This window comes from Spartinivicinus ruber (assembly GCF_011009015.1).
GTDB lineage: Bacteria > Pseudomonadota > Gammaproteobacteria > Pseudomonadales > Zooshikellaceae > Spartinivicinus > Spartinivicinus ruber.
On the sequence record NZ_CP048878.1, the window covers coordinates 3,345,218 to 3,370,192 of the forward strand.

The following is a 24,975-nucleotide window of genomic DNA, read 5'->3' on the forward strand; positions in this document are numbered from 1 at the left end:
TATTACCGTTTTATACCATGCAGGGTTTTATATTCTTTTAAGCTGTTGATAATTCGTATTAAACAGTCATCGCGCTCTTTAACTAGTTCATCAATTGAACGGCCCTCTGTCTGATTTAAACACCCCTGCACCATCGCATTACGTAATTCTGGTGTTAATTCTGGGGCTTCGAGCCGAGTCCAAGGCTCTTTTAAGGCAGGGGCAAAATGATCCAGTAAGTGGGCCATACCTCCTTGGCCACCCCCCAGATGATAAGTCAAACAGTGACCCATAATGGCCCAGCGCAATCCCATCCCATAAGCAATGGATTTATCAATATCTTCTACGCTGCACTCATTGTTAGCTACCATATGCAATGCTTCCCGCCAAAGAGCCTCTTGCAGCCGGTTACCAATAAACCCAGGTAGCTCTTTATCCATTTTGGCGACTTGCTTTTCAATGGATTCGTAAAAAGCCACTGTCCAATCAACTACTGCTGGTATGGTTTGCTTGCCTCCAACCACTTCACAAAAGGGAATCAAATAAGGTGGATTAAAAGGGTGGCCTACAACAAAACGCTCTGGGTGATACTGACAATCCACTTGCATATCGGTCATTACAAAGCCAGAAGTGCTGGAAATAATCACAACTTCTGCTGGGGTAATCGTATCCAGACCGGCAAACAGCTTGCGTTTAGCCATTAGGTTTTCCGGGGTATTTTCTTGAATCACCTGAACATTTTCAACTAGTTCTGCCAAACTGCTGACGAAACTCAGACGTCTGGGACTGGCGCCCTCTCTCAACCCCAGCTCTTTCATGGTGGGCCAAATAGCTTCAACCATGGCTAACAAGTTTTGCTTGGCATTAGGGCCTGGGTCATAAGCCACTACATCCATTCCCATTCTTAGAAAATGTAAAGCCCAGGCCCCACCGATGGTACCCGTACCCAGTACTCCTGCTCGACTCACTTGACTGGGTGCTGGCCGCTCTTTTAGGGCTTTGTTTTGTTGATTTTCCATGTCTCTTACTCCTTGTTGCTCAGCCCTAGTTTGACTCTTGCTTCTGCAGGCGATAGCAACCGGCCTCCCAGATTGGTGACAATATTGGCTGCTCGTTCAACCAGCTGGCCATTACTGGCAAATACCCCCTTTTCTAAATAAAGGTTGTCTTCCAGCCCAACTCGTACATTGCCTCCTAACAACATGGATTGCGCAACCCAAGGCATTTGATTTCGCCCTAACGCAAAAGCCGTCCAGTTAGCATTGTCCGGTAGCATCTTGACCATCCCCATCATCAAGCCAATATCTGGCGGTGCCCCCCAGGGAATACCATGGCAAAGTTGAAACAGCGGTGGTGAATCAACCAGTCCTTCCTGCAACATTTGCAAGGCAAACCATAAGTTGCCGGTATCAAATATTTCCAGCTCAGGTTTAACACCCAATGCCTGTATCCGTTTAGCGCCAATCCTCAACATTTCGGGAGTCGCAACATAAACTAAATTACCGTCACCAAAATTGAGGGAACCACAGTCCAAAGTACAAATTTCAGGTAGTAAGGCTTCAACATGAGGCAACCTGGCCATTCCTCCTACTAAATCGGTGTGTTCAGTAAAATCAGTGGGGGCTTCATCAGGTCCTAAGTAAAGATCGCCCCCCATACCTGCTGTTAAGTTGATAACAACATCAGTATTTTGATCACGGATTCGGGCAACTACTTCTCGGTACAGCGCCACATCACGGGAGGCTTTTCCGGTATTAGGGTCTCTAACATGGATATGAGCTACTGCTGCACCCGCTTTAGCCGCTTCAATGGCTGCATTGGCTATTTGGGCAGGGGTAATAGGGATGGCGGGATGTTTTCCAACCGTATCTCCAGAGCCTGTGACCGCACAAGTGATAATGACATCGTTGTTCATGATCAGGCGAGTTCCTTGTTTTTGTTTTTATTGCTTATGTTCTTATTTGTTTATCAAGCTACCTTGCTCCCTAATAGAGTAATTGATATTTATCGATTATAAATTGCCTAAAATCGACAATTATGACAGTTTTAAGTACTATTGATCAGCTATCGATCAATCAATATCATGCTTGCCGATCTTGGCTAGGGGGAACCCCATATTTGCTGAGATAACTACGGGAAAAATGAGCCGATGAAGCAAAACCACAAGCAACGGCGATATTGGTAACACTGCGACTGGTTTGCTGTAGTAAACACCTTGCTTGTTCTAATCGAAGGTTTCGATAATAAGTACCTGGGGTAGTGCTTAAGTGTTTGCGAAATAGCCTCTCTAACTCTCGGTCAGAAATATACACCTCAGCAGCCAGAGCAGGTATAGTCAAAGGCTCTTCCAGGTTTCTGCGCATAATTTTAATGGCTGTCATTAACTTTTGGTTGGTAGTACCCAGCCTGGCTTGCAATGACAGTCGCTGTGGATGTTCAGCACTGCGGCGCTGGCTATAAATGAGCTGTTCAGCTATCGCTGAAGCTAATTCCTGACCATGCTGGCACTGTACTAAATGCAGCATCATATCCAAACCAGAAAGCCCACCAGAGCAGGAAAATCGGTTACGGTCAATCTCAAAGATATCATTCACCACTTTTACTTGGGGAAACATTTCCGCAAAGCTTTGCAAGTTTTCCCAGTGGATAGTGGCGCGATAATTATTCAACAACCCCGCTGCCGCTAAAATATAACTGCCCGTGTCTTGAGCCCCCAATAAACAACCATGAGAGGCCATCCGCCTTAACCACCCCACTAACTGAGGCTGCACTTGTTTTTGAGGATCATAACCTGCGCACACCACCAGCATTTGGCACTGTTCAATGTCATTAATCGTGGCATCCACTTGTACAGCGATACCATCACTAGATTCCACCAATTGGCCCGCTACAGCAAGATTGCGCCATTGATAGAGTTGCTTGCCACTAATAGTATTAGCCCAGCGTAAAGGGTCCACTAACGATGAAAACCCAATCAGGGAAAAACGCGGCAATAGTAAATAGCTGATTTGTTGGGGTAGTTTATGAGGAGGGTCACCAAACATTCATATTTCCTAAAAATTTGACGGTTTATATCAAATTAAAATCGGAAAAAGGCAAAATCAAGCCAAAGCGTCCCCTTATAGTGACTTCCAAATAAACAAAAAAATAGAAATGGAAACGCTGCAATGACAATAACCTCCAGCCTAAGTCCTTTATTAACCCCACAATCCGTTGGCTTAATTGGAGCCTCCAACAAGCCAGGTCTAGGCCGTGATATGGTTACCATGATTCAACAAAGCGGTTTCCATGGAGAAATTTATCCCATTAACCCTCGTTATGCAGAAGTCTGTGGTCTGCCCTGCTATGAAAACCTGCAAGCAATTGGTAAAACTGTAGACTTAGCCGTGTTATGCATCGCCGCACACCGAGCGGAGGCTCAAGTAACATCCGCAATTAAGGCGGGGGTGAAAGCCATCGTGTTATTTGCCAATGCAGTATTACCTGATGATCAGGACCCCCCAGTTGCATCCCGAATTGCAGCCCAATGCGAAGCCGCAGGCATCCCACTATTAGGACACAACGCCATGGGCTTTTATAACCATGATGTTAACCTACGGATTTGTGGCTTTAAGGCACCTGATGATTTGATGGCAGGTCACATTGCTCTTGTTACCCAGTCAGGCTCAATATTCAGTACACTGGCCCATAATGATCCCCAACTCAAATTTAACCTAGCCATAGCGACTGGTGCAGAAACAACCACCAGTGCAGCAGATTTTATCCTCCATGCCTTACAACAACCGTCAACCCGAGTCATTGGCTTATATGTAGAAACCATTCGAAAACCTGCACTGTTTATTCAGGCTTTAGCCCAAGCCGCGATTCAACGGATCCCCATTGTGGCAATGAAAGTGGGTCGCAGTGAGCTAGGCGCCCAGTTTGCGCTCAGTCATTCAGGGGGAATGGCCGGCGATGATGATGCATTACAAGCCGTTTTTGATCACTACGGGGTGATTAGAGTTGAAAGCTTAGCGGAGCTAGCCAATAGTTTGCTGTTGTTTAGCCAGTTTCCCTCCATTGCTTCCGGTGGACTAATGGCAGTGGCTGATTCAGGGGGAGAGCGAAATCTATTAGCCGATGAAGCTGAAACCATATCCTTGCCATTTGCCACCATGAATCCTGTGACTATAGACAAATTACAAGCGATCCAAGAGTTTGGCCAAACTGCTGATAACCCGTTAGACCCTTGGGGAACCGGTTTGGACTTTGAGCGTATTTTTGGTGAGTCCTTAGCAATAATGATGCAAGCCCCCAATGCAGCTATTGGTTTATTCAGCCAGGATATTCGTGACGATTATTTCCTCACTGATGGTCTGGTAGAAGCCATAAAAATTGCCAAAAAAACTACTGAAAAACCTATTGTATTTATGACCAATTTCAGTGGCTCACGCCGCAGTAAAACTACTGAACAGTTAAACCAATTAAATGTACCTGTGTTAACCGGCACTCGCCCTGCCCTATTAGCTATTAAACATTTATTCGATTTTAGGGATTTCCAATATTCACCTGTTGACCAGCAAAAAACAACAACCGCTCAAATAAATACAACTATTGATGTATTAACCAAACAGAATGTTATTCAAGAACATGATGCGCTGCTATTATTAAAAGAATATGGTTTTCCAACCAATATCAGTTACACCATCAATAATACTCAAGCAATACAGAATTTACAAAATCAACTAGCGTTTCCTGTTGTCTTAAAAACTGCAAAACCAGGCATTCTTCATAAAGCAGATGTTGGCGGGGTTATCCTTAACTTAAAGGATATGGATGCTTTAATCGAGGCCTATCAACAATTAGCAAGTCGACTTGGACCACAAGCACTGATTCAACCCATGCAGCTATTTGATCACGAGTTGATTTTTGGTATGAAAACCGATGATAATTTTGGCCCAATCGTTATAGTTGGTGCAGGCGGTATTTTAGCTGAATACTTAGACGACAAAATATTTTTACTACCATCTGCATCACTCCAAGAAATTAAAGCAAAATTAACAACCCTGAAAATCTACCGAATTTTAGCGGGTGTCCGTGGTAAAAAAGCTGTTAATTTAGCTGGATTAGAAAAGGCTGTTTACCAGTTTTGTCAGTTAGTAGACCAGCTTTTCGATCAAATCAAAGAAATTGATATCAACCCAGTCGTTGTTAATGAACAGGGGGTATTGGCATTAGATGCTTTAATAATCAGCGAAGCGACAAATTAAGCAATGCAAATCACCAGTTGAATTATTCAGCTGGTGTTTAATATAAATCTCATAACAATCAATTTTTAGAGGTGACTTAAGTTAGCACAGCAGCATAATCAAATAATGCAGGTGCACCACCGGTATGCCAAAATAAGACTGTTTCCTGTCGGTCAAACTGCTTATTTCTAATCATATCAATCAGAGCACCCATTGCTCGACCAGTATAAACCGGGTCTAATAAAATACCTTCCGTTTGAGCTACTAGCTGGATGGCTTCTTTTTCTAAGTCGCCCACTACCCCATAACCTGTACTTTGATAATCAGTATTGACAATAAAATCCTGTTCAGGGTATTGACTGCCCTTGCCCATAATCAGCTGATGGGTTTCATTACTCAGTTGGGCAAGACAAGTGGAATAAGGTAACTCCCCTGCTTCGCCTTTATCAATACCAATGCCCACGATTTGCGAGTCAAGATTTAATAATGCGCTGCCGACGGTTAACCCAGCATGGGTCCCGCCTGAACTGGAAGCAAAAACAATATGGTCGATATTAATATTGAGACTAGTTAACTGCTGAGTTAACTCCTCTAAAGCAAACACAAAAGCTGCCGCACCAACTGCATTAGAACCACCATAGGGAATCACATAGGGCTTTTTTCCTTGTACTGTTAACGAGTCAATAATATTAGGAATTTGCTCCCCTTTTCGCTGGTCACCTGACCAATGAATATTAGCGCCCAATAGTTTATCTAGTAGCAAATTCCCATTCACGTCAATTGTTGGCTGGCCACCTAACACCAAATGACAATCCAGTCCGGTTAAAGACGCGGCTGCTGCAGTTTGACGACAGTGATTAGATTGAGGGGCCCCTGCTGTAACCAAAGTATCACAACCTTGTTGTAACGCATCCGCGACAAAATACTCGAGTTTACGGGTTTTATTTCCCCCCAAAGCCAAGCCAGTTTGATCATCTCGCTTCACGAAAATTCGCGGACCTTGCAACTTATGACTAAGTTTTTTGAGTTCAACAATTGGGGTAGGGAAAAATCCCAGTGATGTACGGGGCAATGAATGGAGTAACATGTAACACCTTTGTATTCTGTTCGGAAAAATAATATCAACAAAACCTATATATGTTATCAAACGATAAATTTATATTTACGGATTAATATGATTAATGAGAAAGTAAGCCCTCTGAATCCCACCATACTTGCAAACCTCCATTGCTTCGCTTGTGCAGCTAAACATATGAGTTTTACCCTGGCAGCCAAAGAGCTTCACTTGACTCAAAGTGCTGTTAGCCATCGAATAAAGAGCTTAGAAAAGCAGTTAGGTTTTAGCTTGTTCTTACGGTTTAATCGCAACATTGAATTAACAGAAGAAGGAAAACAGCTGCTCTTCGTAATAGAACATTTTTTGAATATACTCAATGTAACCATTCGAGATATTCGCCATCAAGATATTAGTGGCCACTTGACCTTATCAGCCCCTGCTTCATTTTCCATCAATTGGCTAGCCCCCAGGCTAGGACAGCTTCAAACTATCTACCCTAAATTATCGATTGCTATTGAAACACCTAACAGCTTACGAGACTTCCTTACAGAAGATGTTGATGCGGCCATCTACTATGGCGCAGGAAAGTATCCTGGACTTTATACTCGGCAATTAATGACTGAATTACTTCAGCCTGTCTGTAGCCCTGAATATGTTGTAGAAAATGATCTATATGGTAAACCTGAAAATATAGTCAACTGTATTATTTTTCATGACTCACAGGCTTGTCCAGAATCAGCAAATTATGATGAGTGGGATTACTGGCAACAGCAATCAGACAATCCACCAATAATAGCCAAGTGTAATTATACCTTCGATATTAGCGAGGCGACTATTCAGGCGGCAGCCAATGGCCAAGGGATTGCGTTAGGCAGACTTAACTTGCTTAACAACTTCCTGAAAAGTGGTCAGCTTGTGACTCCTTTTGGTCAAAAGGTAACATCTAAACATAGCTACTACTTCGTTTGTCACCCTGACCGGATTAACCAACCTGCTATTAATGCGCTAATCAATTGGCTAATACAAACCACTGAATCGAGTTAGCCATTCATGTGCAGCAATAATATATAATAAAGACGACTAATTTTTAAACTATGATTTTACAACAAAGAATAACAATATGACTTGAATATGAAAATTTTATATAAAATTTATATACGATTTTCTGCTGACAAATATGTTAAATTGCTATCTTACATAAGGGTCCCTTAATAATCTTCTGTTAAGGGAAGTAATTTTGAGTACCACAGTGAAGGAACTTGTTAAATGACTAAAAAAGTAAAAGACCTTAAAAAAGAGCTTAAGCAAAGAAAAGCAAAAATGGACAAGCACGCCAGTAAAATCAAAAAGATAAAGAAAAATATTAAAAAAGCAGCTTGATTCCGTAGTGCTATAGATACATAAAAATGGTGTTTGTTTATACTCTTCGCGAATAATTTTTAGGTTTTGTTACCATCGTCCTTGACCACCATGGAAGGTGGAAATACAGTTAAGTTAATACTGTCACCCCAGGAACTTAGTTTATCTAAGTTCCTGGGGCCTCATAGCTCGAAAGCCTTGCCTAATTAACCCATCGCTGTAAGTATATACTGCTTTATTTTTTATACTTAAAAACGATTCATGATAGGTATATATTATCAGTTAAACAAACACCAGCCAAAAGCGATTGAAATCAAGGTTCCATTGGCGAGCGGGCAGTAATCTTATCACGAGTTTGAGCAAACCCAGTAAATAGATACACCAACTTGCCGCCATCTGTAATTTGTAACTCCCCCATCCCTTTTTCACACAACTGGTCCAGCTGTCTGGTTGCTTCTTCTAAAGAGCAGTCTGCTAGTACAGCGACTTCAGCAGCCGTTACTTGACCAGCATTAGCCAGAATTGCAGCTAAAATACGTTTTTCCAGGGCCTGTCTGTCTATTTGTTTTAATTGCTTTCTATTGCGTATCACCAACCAAACACCGACGATAATCATCAATAGAAAGATAACCACAAATGGTAAGGAAAACCCTTCTGAATAAGGGTTATCAAAATAAAACCAAATAAAAAAAGAAAGAGCGAAAAAAAGTCCGCCTACAAGACTAGAACACACACCAAGTGCGATAAAAATCCACTGCTTCATCTTTACCTGCTTCGATCAATGAACACCCGGCTTGGTAGCAAGCCATTCCTCTCCACAACATTGGCTGTCAAACCACTTAGCCAGTGCTGGAAAACTTTGTTGCCACTGCAATTCAGCATGGCGAAATGACAAATAGTCACAACAACAACCTAAAAACACATGGGCTATCGTTTGGGTATCAGGCAATAGTTTAAGGGTTTGTGCTAACTCATTTAAGCTCCGTTGAACCCCTTGCTGCATTCGTTCCAACCAAAACCCTGACTGACAGTGTTGTTCTTTTCTTAGCTTTTCCTGTTGAAAAGCGACTGCCAGCTCTAAAACCCCTTTCGTTAAAGTAAAATATCGGTGCAATGGCCAAGTGTGCTTTATAGATTGATATAACTGGCCTTTACCCCAGTGTTGATCCAAGTAATCACATATCACCTCACTATCCATGAGTGCTTGTTGGTCATCAATGATTAAACATGGTACTTTGCCTAACGGGTTAGCGTGTAACAATATTGGTTCATTATTAAATGGATGACTCACGGTTTCCTTGACATTATTCAGCTGTAACTGACGAATCACGATTCGTACTGCTCGTGCAAATGGTGATGCATCGCTATAAAGTAATTCCATTGACTATTTCCTAAGTATGCTCTTCGCTAATGACTTTTAGGCTTTGTTACCATCACTTTTGACTACCAAAGATGGTAGAGCAGTTAATGCAGGATCTATTACCTGCTACCCCAATCAATTAGTTTATCTAAGCTCCTAAAGCTTCAACACTCAGTAGCCTAGCCCTTGTGCCCTAAAAGTATATGAAAATGATGTAATCCTCAGAAGCTAGAGCCTGGCTGGGCTAAAAATGTTAATTCAGCAGGTGTGGATTGACGGCCTATTACTTGATTACGGTGGGGATAACGCCCAAATTGCTCAATAATTACCTTATGTTTCAACTCAAACTCTAAGTTGTCTTCTAAGCCTGGTTGACTAAAGAGTTTAACGGCTTGCTCATGAATCACTAACGACTCACTATGCATATACGGCATATAAAGAAATCCTCGTTGCTTGATCGTTAGCTTTTTATCTACTTGTTGTGCAACTGCTTCCTGAGCAAGCACAACTGCCATTGAATCCCACTTAAATGCTTCAGGTTGATCACGGAAAATATTGCGTGAAAACTGATCAATAATAATAATTTCTGCTAAGCGCCCTTCAGCTTGGTTACGCCAACTAAACAGCTCTCCGTTAGCCGCTTGTTGATGCACGGGGGAAAAACGGTCTTTGATTAACTGATCAAAATCAGCATCTTTTATCCACCACTGCTGTGGTGTTATTTCATTGAACCAGAATTCAAGTATATCTTGGTATGCTGTATGCTTCATAATGATAGGATGGTCTAATATAGCTATAGTGACAACCAATTACTTTATACAACTAGTATCGCGTATATGGTTTAACAACAGCAAGGTATTAATGGTTAGGTTGATGAGCATTACAAATCATTAGCAATGCATTATTAGCTCTCCCCCATAACAACATAATCCACATTATTTTTTAACGTATATTTCTTTATCGTTATAAAAATAGTAAGCACCCTTTCTATTTAACAACTAATTTTTTAATCGGCTCATCCTTTATAAAAAAACCTATGTATTTATTCTCAAATAGTGCCATTTCATTGAACTAAGGGTGTCATTATTGGCCTACACAGGGAACAATAGCCCCAGGAACATGGCAGCTGATCTTTCTTTGATAATTGATCAAATACCGAACAGGGAATCAGATTAGTAAGTTCACATAGGTTTTATTTATTAAATTGTTGTTGGTTTTTTATTCGCTCTTGGCTTATATACCTAGTTATATTCTTAACAAATAAGTCATACTTTGAACACATTGGCGCCAACAACCTGTATCTTTACATTAAAGGATAAGTGCTAATGAAATCGCCAGCAATTTACATTGCTCTAATCAGCATTTTGTCTCTCTGTCTGACTGGCTGTCCAGACTCCAGTAATTCCGACCCAAAGCCTGATACCACCACTCTGCCTGATGCTGACATTCCTCCTACTCCTCCAACCACTGGAGAGGAAGATAATGATAACAATTCCAACGATGTTCCAACGGATGATCCAGTTGTCAATAATGATCCACCTGCGCCATCCCAGCCATCACCAGATACACCGGTGAAAACTGGCAAAAAAATTACTGAAATCATTATTGCCCACGCAGAAGGTAAACCATTAGCAGACTACATTACCTTTGGCCATGCATTTAAACCAGGTGAAATCAGTGCCAATGAAACCGTACTACTAAAAAATGCCAAAGGTAATCTAATTCGTACTCAAGTTGATAAAAAAGCGACTCACCCCGATGGCTCGCTGAGACATGCGATTATTAGTGCTAAAGTCAACCTAGCAAGCCCTCAAGAAACCTTCTCATTATTTAAAGGAACCGGGGCAAATCCTGGCAAGTCTATTAGCCGTGCCCAGTTACAGCAATATAACCTTGACTTAACCCTTTCATTAGATATTGGCAGCGCTGCTTACCATCTCAAACTATCAGATGTAATTGCCAATGGTACCCTGGAAAAACAGTGGATTGCTGGGGGCATTGCTAACGAGTTTATTTTTAGTAGCCCAATTAAAAATAGTCAGGGACAACCTCATCCTCACCTACATGCCCGCTTTTACTTAAGAACTTATGGTAGTAATAATGAAAAAGCCACCGTATCTGTGGTGGTAGAAAACACTTATGCCTATCAACCGAACCCACGTAACTATACCTATAACGTCAAACTGACTAGCCAAGGTAAAACTCTTTTTCAACAAAACGCTGTTGAGCACTATCACCACGCCCGTTGGAAGCGAGATGTTATTTTAAAAGGCAATGACCCTCTTCATATTGTCTTTAATAAAAACTATTTAATGAACACCAAAGCACTTCCATTATACGACCCATCAATTCAAATAGATGAAGCGACGATCAGTAGTCTCTACCAAAACTATCAGGCTAAGAGCCAATTGATGAATAGAGGTACCGTTACCTCACCAATGGCAACAACAGGCGGACGTATTGATATTGGCCCATTGCCTGGCTGGGCTGCTGGCTATTTAATTAGTCAGGATAAACGTCTTAAAAATGTCACCCTGGGTAATGCCAGTCAAGCAGGAGCCTGGTCTATCCACTACAGAGACAAACAAACAGGACAAATTGTTCGTATTGATAAAAAGCCCTATGCTGGTTTGAAGGGAAATCCTGCTGATTTCATTAATCGCGAAACAGGCAAGTCCGAAGCATTTCCTAAGTGCGATCCTTGTACCAACCCTCACCAACCTGACAGTGCTCATCAACCCGCCTTTGCTTATTTACCTTATCTTTTTACGGGTAATTATTATGATTTCGAAGAGCTTATGTTTTGGGCCAACTACAACTTACTGAACTCCCACCCCTGGTATCGGCGTAAAGAGCAAGGTATTTTTAGAAACCTTCAAGTACGTGCGGAAGCCTGGTCATTACGCACCTTAGGTCAAGTGGCCTATATTAGCCCGGATAAAAGCCCAGTTAAGCAGTACTTCCAACAAGTTCTAGATAACAACCTTTCTTATTTAGAAAATATTTATATCAATAAAGCTGAAAGCGATCGCGAAGGAAAAGAAACGTTAATCGATAATTTTGGTATCCGAACTGGCAGTTACGCCTTGGTTTATAATAACAAAACTGGGCTTGCTCCCTGGATGGATGATTTCCATACCTGGTCACTAGGGTTCTTAAAAGAACTTGGGTTTAGCAAAGCAGAAAAAATACTGGATAAGCGAGCTAAATTCAGTATTGAAAGAATGCTTAATTCAGGCTTTTGTTGGAATTTTGCCAGTAGCTATAGCCTTAACTTAAGGGATAAAACCAGTAACGAGCAATTTGCAGTCTACCGTTCATTTGCAGAGGCATTTTCCAAGACAGTAAATATTGACCTACAAAAAATGCCATGTAATTCCCAGCAAATGATTAACTACTATAACCAACAGCAAAATAAAAGCTTAAAGCCAGGCCATATGGTAGGTTACGCATATTCCACTGTTGGTTTTCCAGCCCACTTGCAAATTGCTTTGGCAGTTGCAGCCGACTCAAACTACCCAAACGCAATGAAAGCTTGGGACACATTTACCAAGCGTTCAGCCAAGCCTGACTATAGTAAAGGCCCTCAGTTAGCCTTGGTGCCTCGCAGTCGGTACACCCAAGCTGATAATGTTATCAACGCAAAGGGAATGAGCTTTCATCCCGAAGTTCCTAGTCAAGCACTAGTGGTCAACCCTGTTAATTTACCACCATCCGATGATGATACAAACGACGATGACCCAAATAACGATGACGACAATAATAATGGTGATGATGTCATTATTATTGAAGACCCTGATGACCAGGTTGAAACTGTCTTCCATGATCCTGTACCGAATACAGCTCCAGCCGTCAGCTCTTTAACTAAAAGTGTAAAAAAGTCTACAACTGAAAGCAAACCTGTCAGTCAGGTTACCCCTATTAATGACGTTGTTAACAATATGAAACCAGGGCAATGGTATCATGTCAAAACTCACAACACCTTAGCAGAGGTATTTCCTAAAAAACGCCATGACAGTTGGGGCAGCTCAGGTCCAACAGCTGTGTTATCAGCTTGGTCTGGTGGAGCAATTGGTAATGGTCAACTGCTACTCTGGGGTGGTGGACGATCTGACTACGGTGGTAATGAAGTATATAGCCTAGATTTAAATACGCTTCACTGGAGCCGCTTAACAGAGCCAAGCGGTTATTATCGCGATGCTCACGGTAAGTGTATTGATCAAAACAGTCAGCCAACCAGCAATTGCATGACCATAGATCAAACCCCTACCGCCGCCCACTCTTATGGCGCAGTGCAGTATTTACCTAATTTGGGAAAGTTCTGGATGGGTCCAGGCTCTTTATACATCAGTGGTAGGGATACATTACAACAGCAGTCTTACTTTTTTGACCCACAATCAAAACAGTGGGCTAAACAGCAAGCCATTCCACTACCAGGTAAACTAAGCTCCGCTTATGATAAGCAAACAGGATATATATTAGTCGCTAATGGCAAAAAAATGGTTGCCTATGATCCAGTGAATAACCGTATAAAACACCGGTCAACTTCTGGTCCTGACCATGGTGGTGCCTCACCTTCAGGATTTGCTCCTGACCGTCGTCTATTTATCCAACTACTTGATTCAAAAGTCAGTTATTACGATCTAAGCGATGTTGACTGGAACAACCCAAACAGTAAATTGCCAAAAATCAAGACCACTCCATTATACGTCAAACAAGCAGGCAAACGAGAGCGCTTCCAACTAAGGCAAAACCAGCTGAGCGAAACCCCCACCTCACTTCGCCATTATGGCGTTGACTATGATACGGTTAACAGAGTATTTGTGTTGTGGGATGGCGGCACCAGTATCATTACGCTAGACCCAGAAACCTGGACACTAACCGAACAAAAACCAACAGCAACAAAAAATATCCCTAGCCAATATAATGATCAAGGAAGACGGAAAGACCAAGGGGTCTTTGGCCGCTGGAGATATGTTCCTGAATGGAGTAGCTTTGTTGGCTATAATGATAAAAATCAAGGCATCTGGTTATATCAACTACCTTATCAAACTTATAATACTGCTGCAGTACAACAGTAATCGTTTAAATAATTTTCCTATCGAACAAGTAGCCACTATACTATTTTGGTGGCTACCAACCAACATACCACTCTTTTTCTCGACGTAGACCCACTATGCTTGCAAAAAAGCGCCATGCCAGAAAATAAATGACTTCGAAAACTGTTCCCAATTTTACGTATGGACTACTAGCTCATTATTCAGTGCTACTTTATGACACTTTTAAAAAGCCTGCTTGATTTGGAATATTAAAGCTAATGCCCCTATTATCGCTAAAAATTCTGACTTTTAGGGTCGCCTTTTCCTATTTGACGCTAAAATAAAAAATACGAATTAAAACCCAGGAAGAGTAGCAACTGTAGTACATATATTTGTCTAATATTAAGCTATGCTAGCAAGAAACATGTCACCCAAAGCGATCGCCATCACCCAAAAGCTAGGGAAGTAAAGTTATCAAGCATAAGCAAATCCTAACTATCACCACTTAAAAGGGATGCTTTGATGGATTTTTCAATTTACAAGAAAGAACAAAAAGTCATTATCGCTTTAAAAGAACACTTTGATGCCAAAGTGTCACAAAAACTGAAGTATATCTTTGATCAATTAGCAAACAAAATCACTGATGACGTATTAATCAATCTAAGACCTGTACTATTCATGGACTCTACTGGCATTGGCACGATCATTCACATGCATAAAGTTTTAAAGGGAAAACAAAAGCGCATTTTTATTATAGGTGCAGAAGGTCAGCCATTAGGTTTACTTACCATGCTTAAGGTGAACCGAGTTATTCCCTGTTTACCCACCATGGAGGATTACCAAATCCATTATGCTCCCTCACAATCCTTATCTACCGAGCAAACAGCTGAAACAGAAACCAAAGAGACAACACAAACTGAACAGAGTAATAATGAGCAAGAAAACCAAAAACAAGTAGAAGTGAATAACAACGAGACAAATCAGACTAAAATAGTCAAAGGCCAAACCGAGGATAACATTGAAGATTTAATTTAAGTTACAAACAGTCAAACAACAAGGAATCATTATTTGCTGTAGTTTTGATGAATTTTTTGCAATACACCTTTATCACTTAAAATACTAAGGCTTTCTCTAAGTTTATTCACTAGTTCATCACTCGTATCTTTGTTTAAGGCCATATAATAACCTTCAGGTGATAAATCGGCAAAAAAATACGCTTGACGTAATAATTTTTCTGGTTTGTACCCCATGCTTTTACAAATATGATAAGCAACCATTTCATTCATTGCCCATAAATCAATCCGTTTATTGATCAGCATTGTCAAACCACGCTTATAATCATAATAACTCAATATATTGACATTTTTTTTAAAGCCTTTACTTAATAAATACTGCTCCCTGACACTTTCACGAAAAGTGCCGATTAAATACTGTTTTGCCTCTTCCAATTTATTAATCTGAATATCGTCTCGTTGCTTTAATGTAAACAGATAAAATTTAGCTGGAGCAATAACCCCTACCCATTTAAATAGCTCCTCCCGCTTTTTATTTCGGCCAATGGAATAAATTAATACATTAGGTTTAGTCAAAGCCATTTTATAAGCTCTTACCCAAGGATAGGAACGAAAAGTTGCTTTAATTTTTGCCTCAGCCAGCACAGCACTCACAACCTCAGTACTAAGACCCGTAATATTATTATTTTCTGTATAGTTATAAGGTGGAAATTCCTCTGTCACAACTTGCAATATAAAGCCATCATCAGCCCAGACCATTATAGAAAACACTGCTATCAGCAACCCGAGCAATTTGGCTAAAGGCTTAGTCATTTGGTTACCACGCTATTTCAGCGATATTACCAGTCAGTAAAGCATAGCCTCAAACGATGGTAAAACTTGTCTGTAGCCTCATTTATTAGAAAGTATTACAAACGATCATCAGCGATAGCGAGGCGTAAGATAACGAAAGGCGTATGGGTTTTCAGTAACTGGCTGATCAGCTAATTGCTTTCCATCCCTACTGATATCTCGAGGGGTAAGGTTCGAAAGAGGTTTAACTGTAAAGAGTTCAGACTGCTGAATAAAAATTGGCATCACAGCTATTGGCGTGAGTGGTTTTGCTATTACCTGCCCCTGACTGTCTGTAAAAAAGATATTGGCCCGCGGATGAGGACGAATCAACCGATAGTCAGCAAACAGCACTTCATTATCAGGTAATCCAGCAAGTGCTTCTACATTCATCCGGTAGTGAGTCAATTTGCCATTTGCCGAGCTGAACTCCACATAAGGCTTTTGACAACATCCTTCTCCAAACAAACTATTGGCTTCTGCAATCAGCCGCTCACGCAGCTCATCAACGGTTGTTTGCTTCCCTCCTACACCTTTGCGTCGCCAATGCAATTGGACCTTAGCAACAGTGCCCGGTTGATCAGGCAGCTGTGCTTTTGAATATAAAGGTACTTGGCGATAAGCTTGGAGCAATACTACTGATGGTTGACCTGGTTGCGATAAATATTTATGCATATGTCGTCGAATCTTAAATGGCAGCTGCAACATAGCCTCTTTCAGTGATGCTTTTAACTGGTTAAATTGCTGTAATTGCCGAAAGCCTGTTACACCAATACTCACAACACCACTTAAACGTTTAGTTGAAACAATATTTTGCTCATCTGCTTTGTAAAAATCAGTCAATAAATCGAGTAAAGCACATTTAGTAGTTTCATGGGCTGGATCGAGCTGCTTGACTTCAAGGCTCTCTGGTACTTCACTGGCTTCTCGAAGTGGGATTTCACAAGCAGTATGGATAGCCAAACTGTTATCTTCCAGCAACAGTTGCTTTAAATTGGCGCCAAACGACTTCAAAGCATAAAACTTTTCCCTCACAACTTCACGCTGTAAGGCTTCCTTTTCTGTAAAAGCAGGTGTTCTCATTTTTATGTTATTACTTTTTAGCTATATTAAACCTTGCTGATGGCTTGTTAGGATGGTCTAAATACAAACTTCTGTCAATGCCCGTCACCTCTTTGATTAAGTCCAGGTATTTTCGGGTTCTATACACCGGTGAATAGCTTGACTCTTAGATAAAAACTAATGGATTTCAAAAATAAAACTACAAACACCCACCCAAGCTGTTTAAATATTACACAAAAGTCATTTCTAAATTTTACTAACTGTATATTTTTCCGTCGTATAATTTTTTGACAGATAAAAATAACGGCTAGTTTGTAAACAATAGAAATTATTAAGCAGCGCTCTTTTCTCACCATATACACCTATTAGTTAACAATATTAATTTAACTTGTATGCGCCTGGTGAAAAAACAACCTAATAAAACAACTGTAAGAGATGCTTACTTGTCTAAATACATTTAACTACTTACAACTAAATATGCAAAATATCTCACTTAATTGATTAAAATTACTCTGTTGTGTTTGCATATTTCCAACTGCGTCAGCTTCTGGTCGCTGCAATTTGATATATTCACAAATCCTACTCCCTCTGATGAGTAATTAACGGATTTAATTTGAACTGCTGGTGTGAAGAGGTCTTTTTAGCAGTGGATACTACAGTAAAACGGAAGCAAGGCAGGCCGCCTAAATCACCTGAAGAACAGGCTGCCATCAGAAGTAAAATCATTGGCGTTGCCAAAGAGCTTTTTATTAATGAGGGCGTAGATCAAGTCTCGGTCAGAAAAATCGCCGCTCGTGTTGGGTGTACGCCAAGAACCCTTTATTATTACTTTGAAAATAAACGGTCATTATTGCATTTTATCTGGGTTGATATTTTCTCTCAGTTAAGTGATTTTGCGGCTGATCACCCCGAAAACGCCGAGCCCATCAATAAAATCAAATTGCTTTTAATGGCTTATGCCCAATATTGGTTAAAGCATCCTGATCATTTTCGCGTGGTGTTCTCTATTGAGGAACTCAACTCTACACCTGACCAGGACGAGCAAGCTAATGAAATCATAATGCAGTCTCAGTATTTTACGTCTCTTTTTAACGAAATAAAAAAATGCTGCGAATCACAAATATTTTCTGAATCAAATCACACTTTAATTGGCCAAGTCCTATTATGTGGTGTTCAGGGAATTGTGAGTAATTTGCTAACTATAAAACAAATGAAATGGGCTCCTGCCGAGCAACTGCTAGAGTTACAAATCAATAGCATACTCTCTGGTTTAAAGCTCAATCATTAACATGGACAAACTATCCAATTTGGCAAATAACCCATCAACGATTTTAAATAAGTTATTGCTCGTTATGGGTTAATTTTGCCTCTGGAAGTTTGCTGAAGAAACTTAACTTAAACTGACCAATTGTGAATATTATGCTTCATCGAGTTGAGGATCTCGGTTAGGCCTGAATAACACTGTTTCAGTTACTTCTCCTACGGTTATGCTGCCTAACTCTTTATAGCCCAGGGAACTATAAAAAGACAAATAACGGCTATTGCCTGTATCTAGTACTACCCCCTCAGAGTTCTGGTCAGTTTCACATAAGCTATCCACAGCTTCCATTAATAAACGTCCATAGCCTTGATGTTGCCATTTAGGGTTAATTCCCACCAAAGGCACTCGATACAGACGCTTATCCGCTAAAATCTTTGCAACTTCTTTTCGGTAGTTAATAAATCGCTCTGCCGCCTGCAATCCCACTGACAGCATCAAACGACAACGCCAGCGCAACGATTCAAACAATTCTAACTGATGGTCTGGCGTTGATACAAAGGCAAAACCTGCTAGCCGCTCTCCCCTCATTACACCGATAACTGGTTGGTTTTCAGCAAAATGGACTCTAATTAGTTCTCTGATAAGCGCACGAACACGTTGTGAATAGTTAGGTTTAGAGTCATCCATTAAATAGCGAATGGAAGGCTCTTCAAGGTATGCATGGTAAAGCATCGAACGTGCTTCACGACTAAAATTTTCATCAATATATACAATCCTTGTCAGCTGATCTTCCACATTCAGTTGAAGGGCGTACTCAGTCATTAACTCCTCCATTGACTTAAAAAAGCCAACATTGTTGTTATTATGTGTCCGTTGCGAGTGTCGCGTTGGTTATTATTATGGCAACAGAACCGCTAGCGCCAACTTTGGTAACAAAATTAAAATTACCGTTTTTTTTAGATTTTTTTATTGAAGCAATTTTTTTCCGAATTCATTTCAGTATTATTACTAATTCAACTCCAACCTTTGCTTGTTACTAACTGGTTACACTCTATCAATAATGGTGTAACACTCACTATGTGCACCATATCACGGCAATTTGTTAAAGCCAACTACCTCACAGCTAACCAGCTGTCCAACGGTTAGCTGAAACCACTCAGCAACCTCCTTTACTTCACTATCTCTCCCTATTTACAGCATTAGGTTAAGTTGCTATTAAGGTATAACTTTTTATCTTGAATAGCGTTTAAAGGTTTTCAATGAAAGTCATATCATTTAATGTCAATGGCATCCGTGCTCGACTTCACCAACTGCAAGCTCTTATTGAGTCGCATCAGCCGGATGTGATTGGCTTGCAAGAAATTAAAGTCAGTGATGATCAATTTCCAGCAACCGCTATTCAAGAAATGGGTTATGAGGTGAGCTATTATGGCGAAAAATCTCACTATGGTGTGGCATTGTTAAGTAAGACTCCTTGCCACAACATTGTTAAAGGTTTTCCCTATTATCCCACAGAAGAGCAGCAGCGACGCTTTATTGCAGCTGATTATGTTCACCCAGAAAAAGGCAAGGTCACCATTATTAACGGGTATTTTCCCCAAGGAGAAAGCCGTAGCCACCCGACTAAATTCCCCGCTAAACAACAGTTTTATTCAGATTTATTAAAATATCTAACAGAACATCATACCCCCAGTGATGCCTTAATTATTATGGGTGATATGAATATCTCCCATACTGATCTGGATATTGGTATTGGTGCTGATAATGCTAAACGCTGGTTAAAAACCGGTAAATGTAGTTTTCTGCCAGAAGAGCGGGAGTGGCTACAAACCCTCTTAAACTGGGGGGTAAAAGACAGCTTTCGTCAATTAAATCCAGCCGAAGCGAATCGTTTTAGCTGGTTTGATTATCGCAGTCGTGGTTTTGAACGAGAGCCTAAACGGGGTTTAAGAATCGATTTAATTCTGGCAACTTCACCTTTAATAAGCCAATGCCAGCAGACAGGTATCGATTATACGATTCGTGCCATGGAAAAACCTTCTGACCACTGTCCTATTTGGGCAACGTTTGAGTAACAGCAAAACAGTTGTCAAGCCGACTACCAATAAACTGACAGCTGAAGTAGTCGGCTGCTGTCACGAATCTATACGACATATGAGCGCTGATCTTCTCTTTTATGACAATTAAATGACCCTCTTATGATAATTAGTTAACGCTTTACAACAGCTTTTGCTACTCTGGAAAAAGCGTAAGGAAAAATACAACACTCACTTCAGGGATGTCGCGCCAGATGGTTTGTAGTGACTGAGGCATTCTATGAATCTGAGCAAGATCGACTTGAACCTGTTTGTCGTCTTTGATGCTATTTATTCAGAGGCAAATTTAACCCGAGCAGGTCATATTTTGGGGATTACTCAACCGGCTGTCAGTAATGCCTTAGCCAGGCTTCGTGAAACTTTTAATGACCCCCTGTTTATTCGTACCTCACAAGGTATGGTGCCAACACCGATGGCACAAAATATTATTGGGCAAGTCCGCGAGGCGCTCACGTTATTACGGACCAGCATCCAACACTGCGACTCCTTTGATCCAACTGAAGCAGACAAGTTGTTTCGACTAAGTATTGGTGATTTGAACGAAGCGATTTTATTGCCTCGATTATTAACCAAACTACAGGAAATAGCTCCTAACTTAAACATAGAAACCCAACCGATATCCCCACGGGAAACCACTAAAGAGTTAGCCTCTGGTCGGCTGGATTTCGCCATTGATGCACCGGTTAATTATGATATCCAGATTAAACACCAAAAGTTGTTTGAAGATAATTATGTCTGCGTGGTTAGAGAAGACCATCCTGTGTTAGGTAATGGTGGGCTTTCGCTCGATCACTACCTAGAGCTCAACCACATTCAAATCTTGCCACGCTTTGGTCAAGCAGATGAAGTCGATATCGTACTCGGCCGGCTCGGTATTCAACGTAGAGTGGTATTCACCGCCCAGCACTACTTGGTTGCTCCCCTGATTGTTCGCAAGTCTGATTTAGCCATGACAGTGCCTGAGCGCTTTGCCCGAGCCCAACATGATATCCGAATACTACCTCTGCCATTTGAAGACTTCCCCACTATGGAAGTGCACTTGTATTGGCACGAAAGCTCCAATGAAGATGCCTCTAATGTTTGGATGCGCCGTTGTATCCTGGAGTTATGTCATGAAATTGAACACCAACCGATTATCTGAAGCTGCAAACCATCAAGATGCCTTTGCATTTTCTTATTCCATTTCTCTATTTTTTGCACCTCGCTATTTACGTTTACGTAAAGGTAATCTACATTATAGGAAAAGAGGTAATGCCATGGGCACTGCCAACATGTAATAGTTGGAATAGCCTTTATGTCTGCAACTTACAGCATTTCTGAACTTGCGAAGGAATTTTCGATAACCACTCGCACCATTCGCTTTTATGAGGACAAAGGGTTACTCACTCCAGTAAGACAAGGCCAAACCCGGGTCTACAGCAGTAAAGATCGCGTCCATTTAAAGCTAATCTTGCGAGGAAAGCGGCTGGGTTTTAGTCTCGATGAGTGCCAGGAATTGATTGAGATGTACACACCTGGTACCAGTAACATCAAGCAAATCCAAGCCTTACTGGACAAAATTGCCGTCAAACGCCAACAGCTTAATCAGCAGCTAAAGGATATTGCGGCATTACAACAAGAATTAGATACAGCGGAGCAACGCTGCCTGGACGCATTAAAAACTTCTGACACTAAATAACATAGGTGTTTAGATATGGAGAAACAGGGCATTCTTCCACCGCTTTAGAAGGCCATCCTTGGCCTCTAAAGCTAAAAAGGCATCCATGCCTTAGTTCCAAAATACCCTATTCCCCCATACTCCCTGGCTTCAGTGATGTACTCAAAAAAATAAATTACAAAATTTTCTTAAATCCTAAGGACATTACAACATGAGCATTGTGTACCACAGCCTTAATTTTAATCTGGGTGAAACCCTGGATATTCTTCGCCAGCAAATTCACCAGTTTGCTCAAAAAGAAATATCCCCCCTCGCAGCGGATATCGACCGGGATAATGCCTTCCCTAACAGCCTTTGGCCCAAACTTGGTGAGCTGGGTCTGCTGGGTATTACCGTAGACGAGTCTTTGGGTGGTAGTGGTATGGGTTATCTGGCCCATTCTATCGTCATGGAGGAAATTTCCCGAGCGTCTGCTTCAGTGGGACTCAGCTACGGCGCCCACTCCAACCTCTGCGTTAATCAAATCCGGCGTAATGGTACGGAAGCGCAAAAATCCAAATATCTGCCCAGGTTAATTTCTGGCGAACATATTGGTGCTTTAGCCATGAGTGAGCCTGGTGCTGGCTCTGATGTAGTAAGTATGCAGCTGAAAGCCAAGCAGGAAGGTGATTTCTTCGTGTTAAATGGCACCAAAATGTGGATTACCAATGGCCCTGATGCCCACACCTATGTGATTTACGCGAAAACTGCTCCTGATAAAGGTTCAAAAGGCATTACCGCTTTTATTGTTGAGCGAGACACCCCCGGATTTAGCCACGCCCAGAAGCTCGATAAGCTAGGGATGCGTGGTTCCAACACTTGTGAACTGGTGTTTGACAACTGCAAAGTACCTGCCACCAACATTCTCGGCAAACTTAATGAAGGCGTCAAAGTGCTGATGAGTGGCTTGGACTATGAGCGAGTCATTCTAGCCGCTGGACCAGTCGGCATCATGCAAGCCTGCATGGATGTAGTAGTGCCCTATGTTCATGAGCGCAAGCAGTTTGGCCAAGCCATTGGTGAGTTCCAGTTGATCCAGGGCAAACTGGCCGATATGTACACCACCCTCAATGCTTGCCGTGCTTACCTGTATGCAGTGGCTGCCGCCTGTGACCGTGGCGAAACCACCCGTAAAGATGCTGCTGGGGTAATTCTTTATTGTGCCGAAAAAGCTACCCAAATGGCCTTGGATGCGATTCAGATTCTTGGGGGGAATGGCTATATCAACGAATATCCAACTGGTCGACTATTACGGGATGCCAAACTGTATGAGATTGGCGCCGGTACCTCCGAAATTCGCCGGATGCTAATTGGCCGTGAACTGTTTGAAGAAACCCGTTAAGCGAGGTAGCTATGGCATTACTAAAATCCTCGCTGAATACAGATTCAGACGAATACCGAGCTAACTTCGATGCCATGTGCCAACAAGTCACTGACTTACGGCACTTAGTGGCTATGGTCAAACAAGGTGGTGGTGAAGCTGCTCAGGCGAAGCAAAAAGCCAAAGGCAAATTACTGGTTAGAGAACGGATTGACTTACTGCTAGACCGTGACAGCCCTTTCCTCGAAATCAGTCAACTAGCCGCCTATCAGGTGTATGACGAGCCAGTCCCCGCTGCCGGCGTGGTTGCCGGTATTGGAAAGGTCCAACAGCAGCTATGTATGATTGTCGCTAACGATCCAACAGTAAAAGGTGGCACCTACTACCCTCTTACCGTTAAAAAACATCTACGAGCACAAACCATTGCAGCTGAAAACCGCCTGCCGTGTATTTATCTGGTGGACTCTGGTGGTGCCAACCTGCCTCTTCAGGCAGAAGTATTTCCCGACCGTGAGCACTTTGGTCGGATTTTCTTCAATCAGTCACGGATGTCGGCGGCGGGCATTCCCCAGTTAGCGGTGGTGATGGGTTCTTGTACCGCAGGTGGTGCTTATGTGCCAGCCATGGCTGATGAGAGCATTATCGTCAAGCAGCAAGGCACCATATTTCTAGCAGGTCCACCACTGGTCAAAGCGGCAACGGGTGAAGAAGTATCAGCAGAAGACCTAGGCGGTGCAGATGTCCATTGTCGCACCTCTGGGGTGACCGATCATTATGCCGAAAATGATGAACATGCCTTGGCACTAGCCAGACAGTCCGTTGCCCTATTCAATTACCCTAAACTCACAGACCCACCTCAGCCAGCCAAGCCACCTCGTTATAGTGAAGAAGAGCTATATGGGGTGATTCCCACTGATCCTCGCAAGCCTTTTGATATTAAAGAAGTGATTTGCCGGATCGTTGATGACTCAGACTTTGCCGAGTTCAAAGCCTTATATGGCAGCACATTGATCTGTGGCTTTGCTCACATCATGGGCTATCCCGTGGGGATTGTGGCAAACAATGGCGTGTTGTTTTCTGAAAGTGCGTTAAAAGGTACCCACTTCATCCAGCTTTGCCAGCAACGGCAGATCCCCCTGCTGTTCTTGCAAAATATCACTGGCTTTATGGTAGGCCAGAAATATGAGTCTGAAGGTATCGCCAAACACGGTGCCAAAATGGTTAATGCAGTGGCTTGTACCATCGTCCCCAAACTCACCGTGATTATTGGCGGCAGCTATGGGGCTGGCAATTATGGGATGTGTGGCCGGGCTTATGACCCTCGGTTATTGTGGATGTGGCCCAATGCCCGGATTGGCGTGATGGGAGGCGAACAGGCAGCTGGTGTGCTCACCCAGGTCAAAGCGGCTGCCATGACCAAGCGTCAACAGGTCTGGCCTGAGCCTGAACAAGCCGCCTTTAAAGCAAAAGTCACTGCTGAATATAACAAGCAGGCCCATGCTTACTATGCTAGCGCCCGGCTTTGGGACGATGGGGTTATTGATCCGAAAGATACTCGTAAAGTCGTTGGGCTGGGTTTAGCCACGGCTTTTCAGGCTAATTTAGCGCCCCCCGCCATCACATCATCTAGTCAGGCTTTTGGTATTTTCAGAATGTAATTAAGGCCAGCAGCG

Annotated in this window: 21 protein-coding genes; 11 read left to right on the forward strand and 10 right to left on the reverse strand. The window is 42.0% G+C overall.

Annotated features, from left to right (window positions below; genetic code table 11):
* Window positions 1-2: 2 nt before the first annotated feature.
* The 3 genes from G4Y78_RS15440 to G4Y78_RS15450 form a co-directional block, all read right to left on the reverse strand.
* The gene (locus G4Y78_RS15440) at window positions 3-998 is read right to left on the reverse strand and encodes a 3-hydroxyacyl-CoA dehydrogenase NAD-binding domain-containing protein (RefSeq protein ID WP_163833874.1); all 996 of its coding nucleotides are present in this window, start codon (window positions 996-998) and stop codon (window positions 3-5) included.
* 5 nt (window positions 999-1,003) lie between these two features.
* A complete protein-coding gene (locus G4Y78_RS15445; RefSeq protein ID WP_163833875.1) occupies window positions 1,004-1,894 on the reverse strand; it encodes a BKACE family enzyme in 891 nt (296 codons plus the stop codon).
* Window positions 1,895-2,060: 166 nt separating this feature from the next.
* Complete coding sequence (locus G4Y78_RS15450; protein WP_163833876.1) at window positions 2,061-3,023, reverse strand: GlxA family transcriptional regulator; 963 nt, start codon at window positions 3,021-3,023, stop codon at window positions 2,061-2,063.
* Window positions 3,024-3,146: 123 nt separating this feature from the next.
* On the opposite strand from G4Y78_RS15450, the gene G4Y78_RS15455 reads away from it, so the two are divergent.
* Complete coding sequence (locus G4Y78_RS15455; RefSeq protein WP_163833877.1) at window positions 3,147-5,228, forward strand: acetate--CoA ligase family protein; 2,082 nt, start codon at window positions 3,147-3,149, stop codon at window positions 5,226-5,228.
* Between the two features lie 76 nt (window positions 5,229-5,304).
* On the opposite strand, the gene G4Y78_RS15460 is transcribed toward G4Y78_RS15455, so the two are convergent.
* Window positions 5,305-6,294: a D-cysteine desulfhydrase family protein gene (locus tag G4Y78_RS15460; RefSeq protein WP_163833878.1), complete on the reverse strand. Its 990-nt coding sequence runs from the start codon at window positions 6,292-6,294 to the stop codon at window positions 5,305-5,307.
* 87 nt (window positions 6,295-6,381) lie between these two features.
* Between G4Y78_RS15460 and G4Y78_RS15465 the strand changes: the two genes are divergently transcribed.
* Window positions 6,382-7,308: a LysR substrate-binding domain-containing protein gene (locus tag G4Y78_RS15465; protein WP_268934986.1), complete on the forward strand. Its 927-nt coding sequence runs from the start codon at window positions 6,382-6,384 to the stop codon at window positions 7,306-7,308.
* Between the two features lie 628 nt (window positions 7,309-7,936).
* Here G4Y78_RS15465 and G4Y78_RS15470 read toward each other — a convergent pair.
* The 3 genes from G4Y78_RS15470 to G4Y78_RS15480 form a co-directional block, all read right to left on the reverse strand.
* Window positions 7,937-8,386 (reverse strand): DUF3169 family protein, encoded by a 450-nt coding sequence (locus tag G4Y78_RS15470; protein ID WP_163833880.1) that lies wholly within the window; start codon window positions 8,384-8,386, stop codon window positions 7,937-7,939.
* A 15-nt stretch (window positions 8,387-8,401) separates the two neighbouring features.
* Entirely contained in the window at window positions 8,402-9,004 is a 603-nt protein-coding gene (locus G4Y78_RS15475; RefSeq protein ID WP_163833881.1) for a glutathione S-transferase family protein, read from the reverse strand.
* Window positions 9,005-9,204: 200 nt separating this feature from the next.
* Window positions 9,205-9,753 carry a DUF924 family protein gene (locus tag G4Y78_RS15480; protein ID WP_163833882.1) on the reverse strand — a complete coding sequence of 183 codons (549 nt, stop codon included), beginning with the start codon at window positions 9,751-9,753 and terminating at the stop codon, window positions 9,205-9,207.
* Window positions 9,754-10,308: 555 nt separating this feature from the next.
* On the opposite strand from G4Y78_RS15480, the gene G4Y78_RS15485 reads away from it, so the two are divergent.
* Together G4Y78_RS15485 and G4Y78_RS15490 are read left to right on the forward strand one after the other, a co-directional pair.
* Window positions 10,309-14,064, forward strand: a complete 3,756-nt coding sequence (locus G4Y78_RS15485) for an RIFT barrel domain-containing protein (protein ID WP_163833883.1) — start codon at window positions 10,309-10,311, stop codon at window positions 14,062-14,064.
* A 480-nt stretch (window positions 14,065-14,544) separates the two neighbouring features.
* Complete coding sequence (locus tag G4Y78_RS15490) at window positions 14,545-15,057, forward strand: STAS domain-containing protein (protein ID WP_163833884.1); 513 nt, start codon at window positions 14,545-14,547, stop codon at window positions 15,055-15,057.
* 29 nt (window positions 15,058-15,086) lie between these two features.
* Here the strand turns inward: G4Y78_RS15490 and G4Y78_RS15495 are convergent, their stop codons facing one another.
* Window positions 15,087-15,848: a substrate-binding periplasmic protein gene (locus G4Y78_RS15495; protein WP_163833885.1), complete on the reverse strand. Its 762-nt coding sequence runs from the start codon at window positions 15,846-15,848 to the stop codon at window positions 15,087-15,089.
* A gap of 108 nt (window positions 15,849-15,956) precedes the next feature.
* Entirely contained in the window at window positions 15,957-16,949 is a 993-nt protein-coding gene (locus G4Y78_RS15500; protein WP_163833886.1) for a DNA replication terminus site-binding protein, read from the reverse strand.
* A 625-nt stretch (window positions 16,950-17,574) separates the two neighbouring features.
* Between G4Y78_RS15500 and G4Y78_RS15505 the strand changes: the two genes are divergently transcribed.
* On the forward strand, window positions 17,575-18,216 hold the full coding sequence (locus tag G4Y78_RS15505; protein ID WP_163833887.1) for a TetR/AcrR family transcriptional regulator: 642 nt from the start codon (window positions 17,575-17,577) through the stop codon (window positions 18,214-18,216).
* Between the two features lie 129 nt (window positions 18,217-18,345).
* On the opposite strand, the gene G4Y78_RS15510 is transcribed toward G4Y78_RS15505, so the two are convergent.
* Window positions 18,346-19,011 carry a GNAT family N-acetyltransferase gene (locus G4Y78_RS15510; protein ID WP_163833888.1) on the reverse strand — a complete coding sequence of 222 codons (666 nt, stop codon included), beginning with the start codon at window positions 19,009-19,011 and terminating at the stop codon, window positions 18,346-18,348.
* Between the two features lie 437 nt (window positions 19,012-19,448).
* On the opposite strand from G4Y78_RS15510, the gene xthA reads away from it, so the two are divergent.
* The 6 genes from xthA to G4Y78_RS15540 all read left to right on the forward strand — a co-directional run bounded on the left by xthA (window position 19,449) and on the right by G4Y78_RS15540 (window position 24,960).
* Window positions 19,449-20,264 carry an exodeoxyribonuclease III gene (gene xthA, locus G4Y78_RS15515; RefSeq protein WP_163833889.1) on the forward strand — a complete coding sequence of 272 codons (816 nt, stop codon included), beginning with the start codon at window positions 19,449-19,451 and terminating at the stop codon, window positions 20,262-20,264.
* 241 nt (window positions 20,265-20,505) lie between these two features.
* A complete protein-coding gene (locus G4Y78_RS15520) occupies window positions 20,506-21,426 on the forward strand; it encodes a LysR family transcriptional regulator (protein ID WP_163833890.1) in 921 nt (306 codons plus the stop codon).
* Window positions 21,398-21,562, forward strand: a complete 165-nt coding sequence (locus G4Y78_RS15525) for a hypothetical protein (RefSeq protein ID WP_163833891.1) — start codon at window positions 21,398-21,400, stop codon at window positions 21,560-21,562. Before G4Y78_RS15520 ends, G4Y78_RS15525 begins: the two co-directional genes overlap by 29 nt.
* Window positions 21,563-21,579: 17 nt before the next feature.
* The gene (locus tag G4Y78_RS15530; RefSeq protein WP_163833892.1) at window positions 21,580-21,963 is read left to right on the forward strand and encodes a MerR family transcriptional regulator; all 384 of its coding nucleotides are present in this window, start codon (window positions 21,580-21,582) and stop codon (window positions 21,961-21,963) included.
* A 190-nt stretch (window positions 21,964-22,153) separates the two neighbouring features.
* On the forward strand, window positions 22,154-23,323 hold the full coding sequence (locus G4Y78_RS15535) for an isovaleryl-CoA dehydrogenase (RefSeq protein WP_163833893.1): 1,170 nt from the start codon (window positions 22,154-22,156) through the stop codon (window positions 23,321-23,323).
* Between the two features lie 11 nt (window positions 23,324-23,334).
* Window positions 23,335-24,960, forward strand: coding sequence for a carboxyl transferase domain-containing protein (locus tag G4Y78_RS15540; protein WP_163833894.1), 1,626 nt, complete (start codon window positions 23,335-23,337; stop codon window positions 24,958-24,960).
* Window positions 24,961-24,975: the final 15 nt, after the last annotated feature.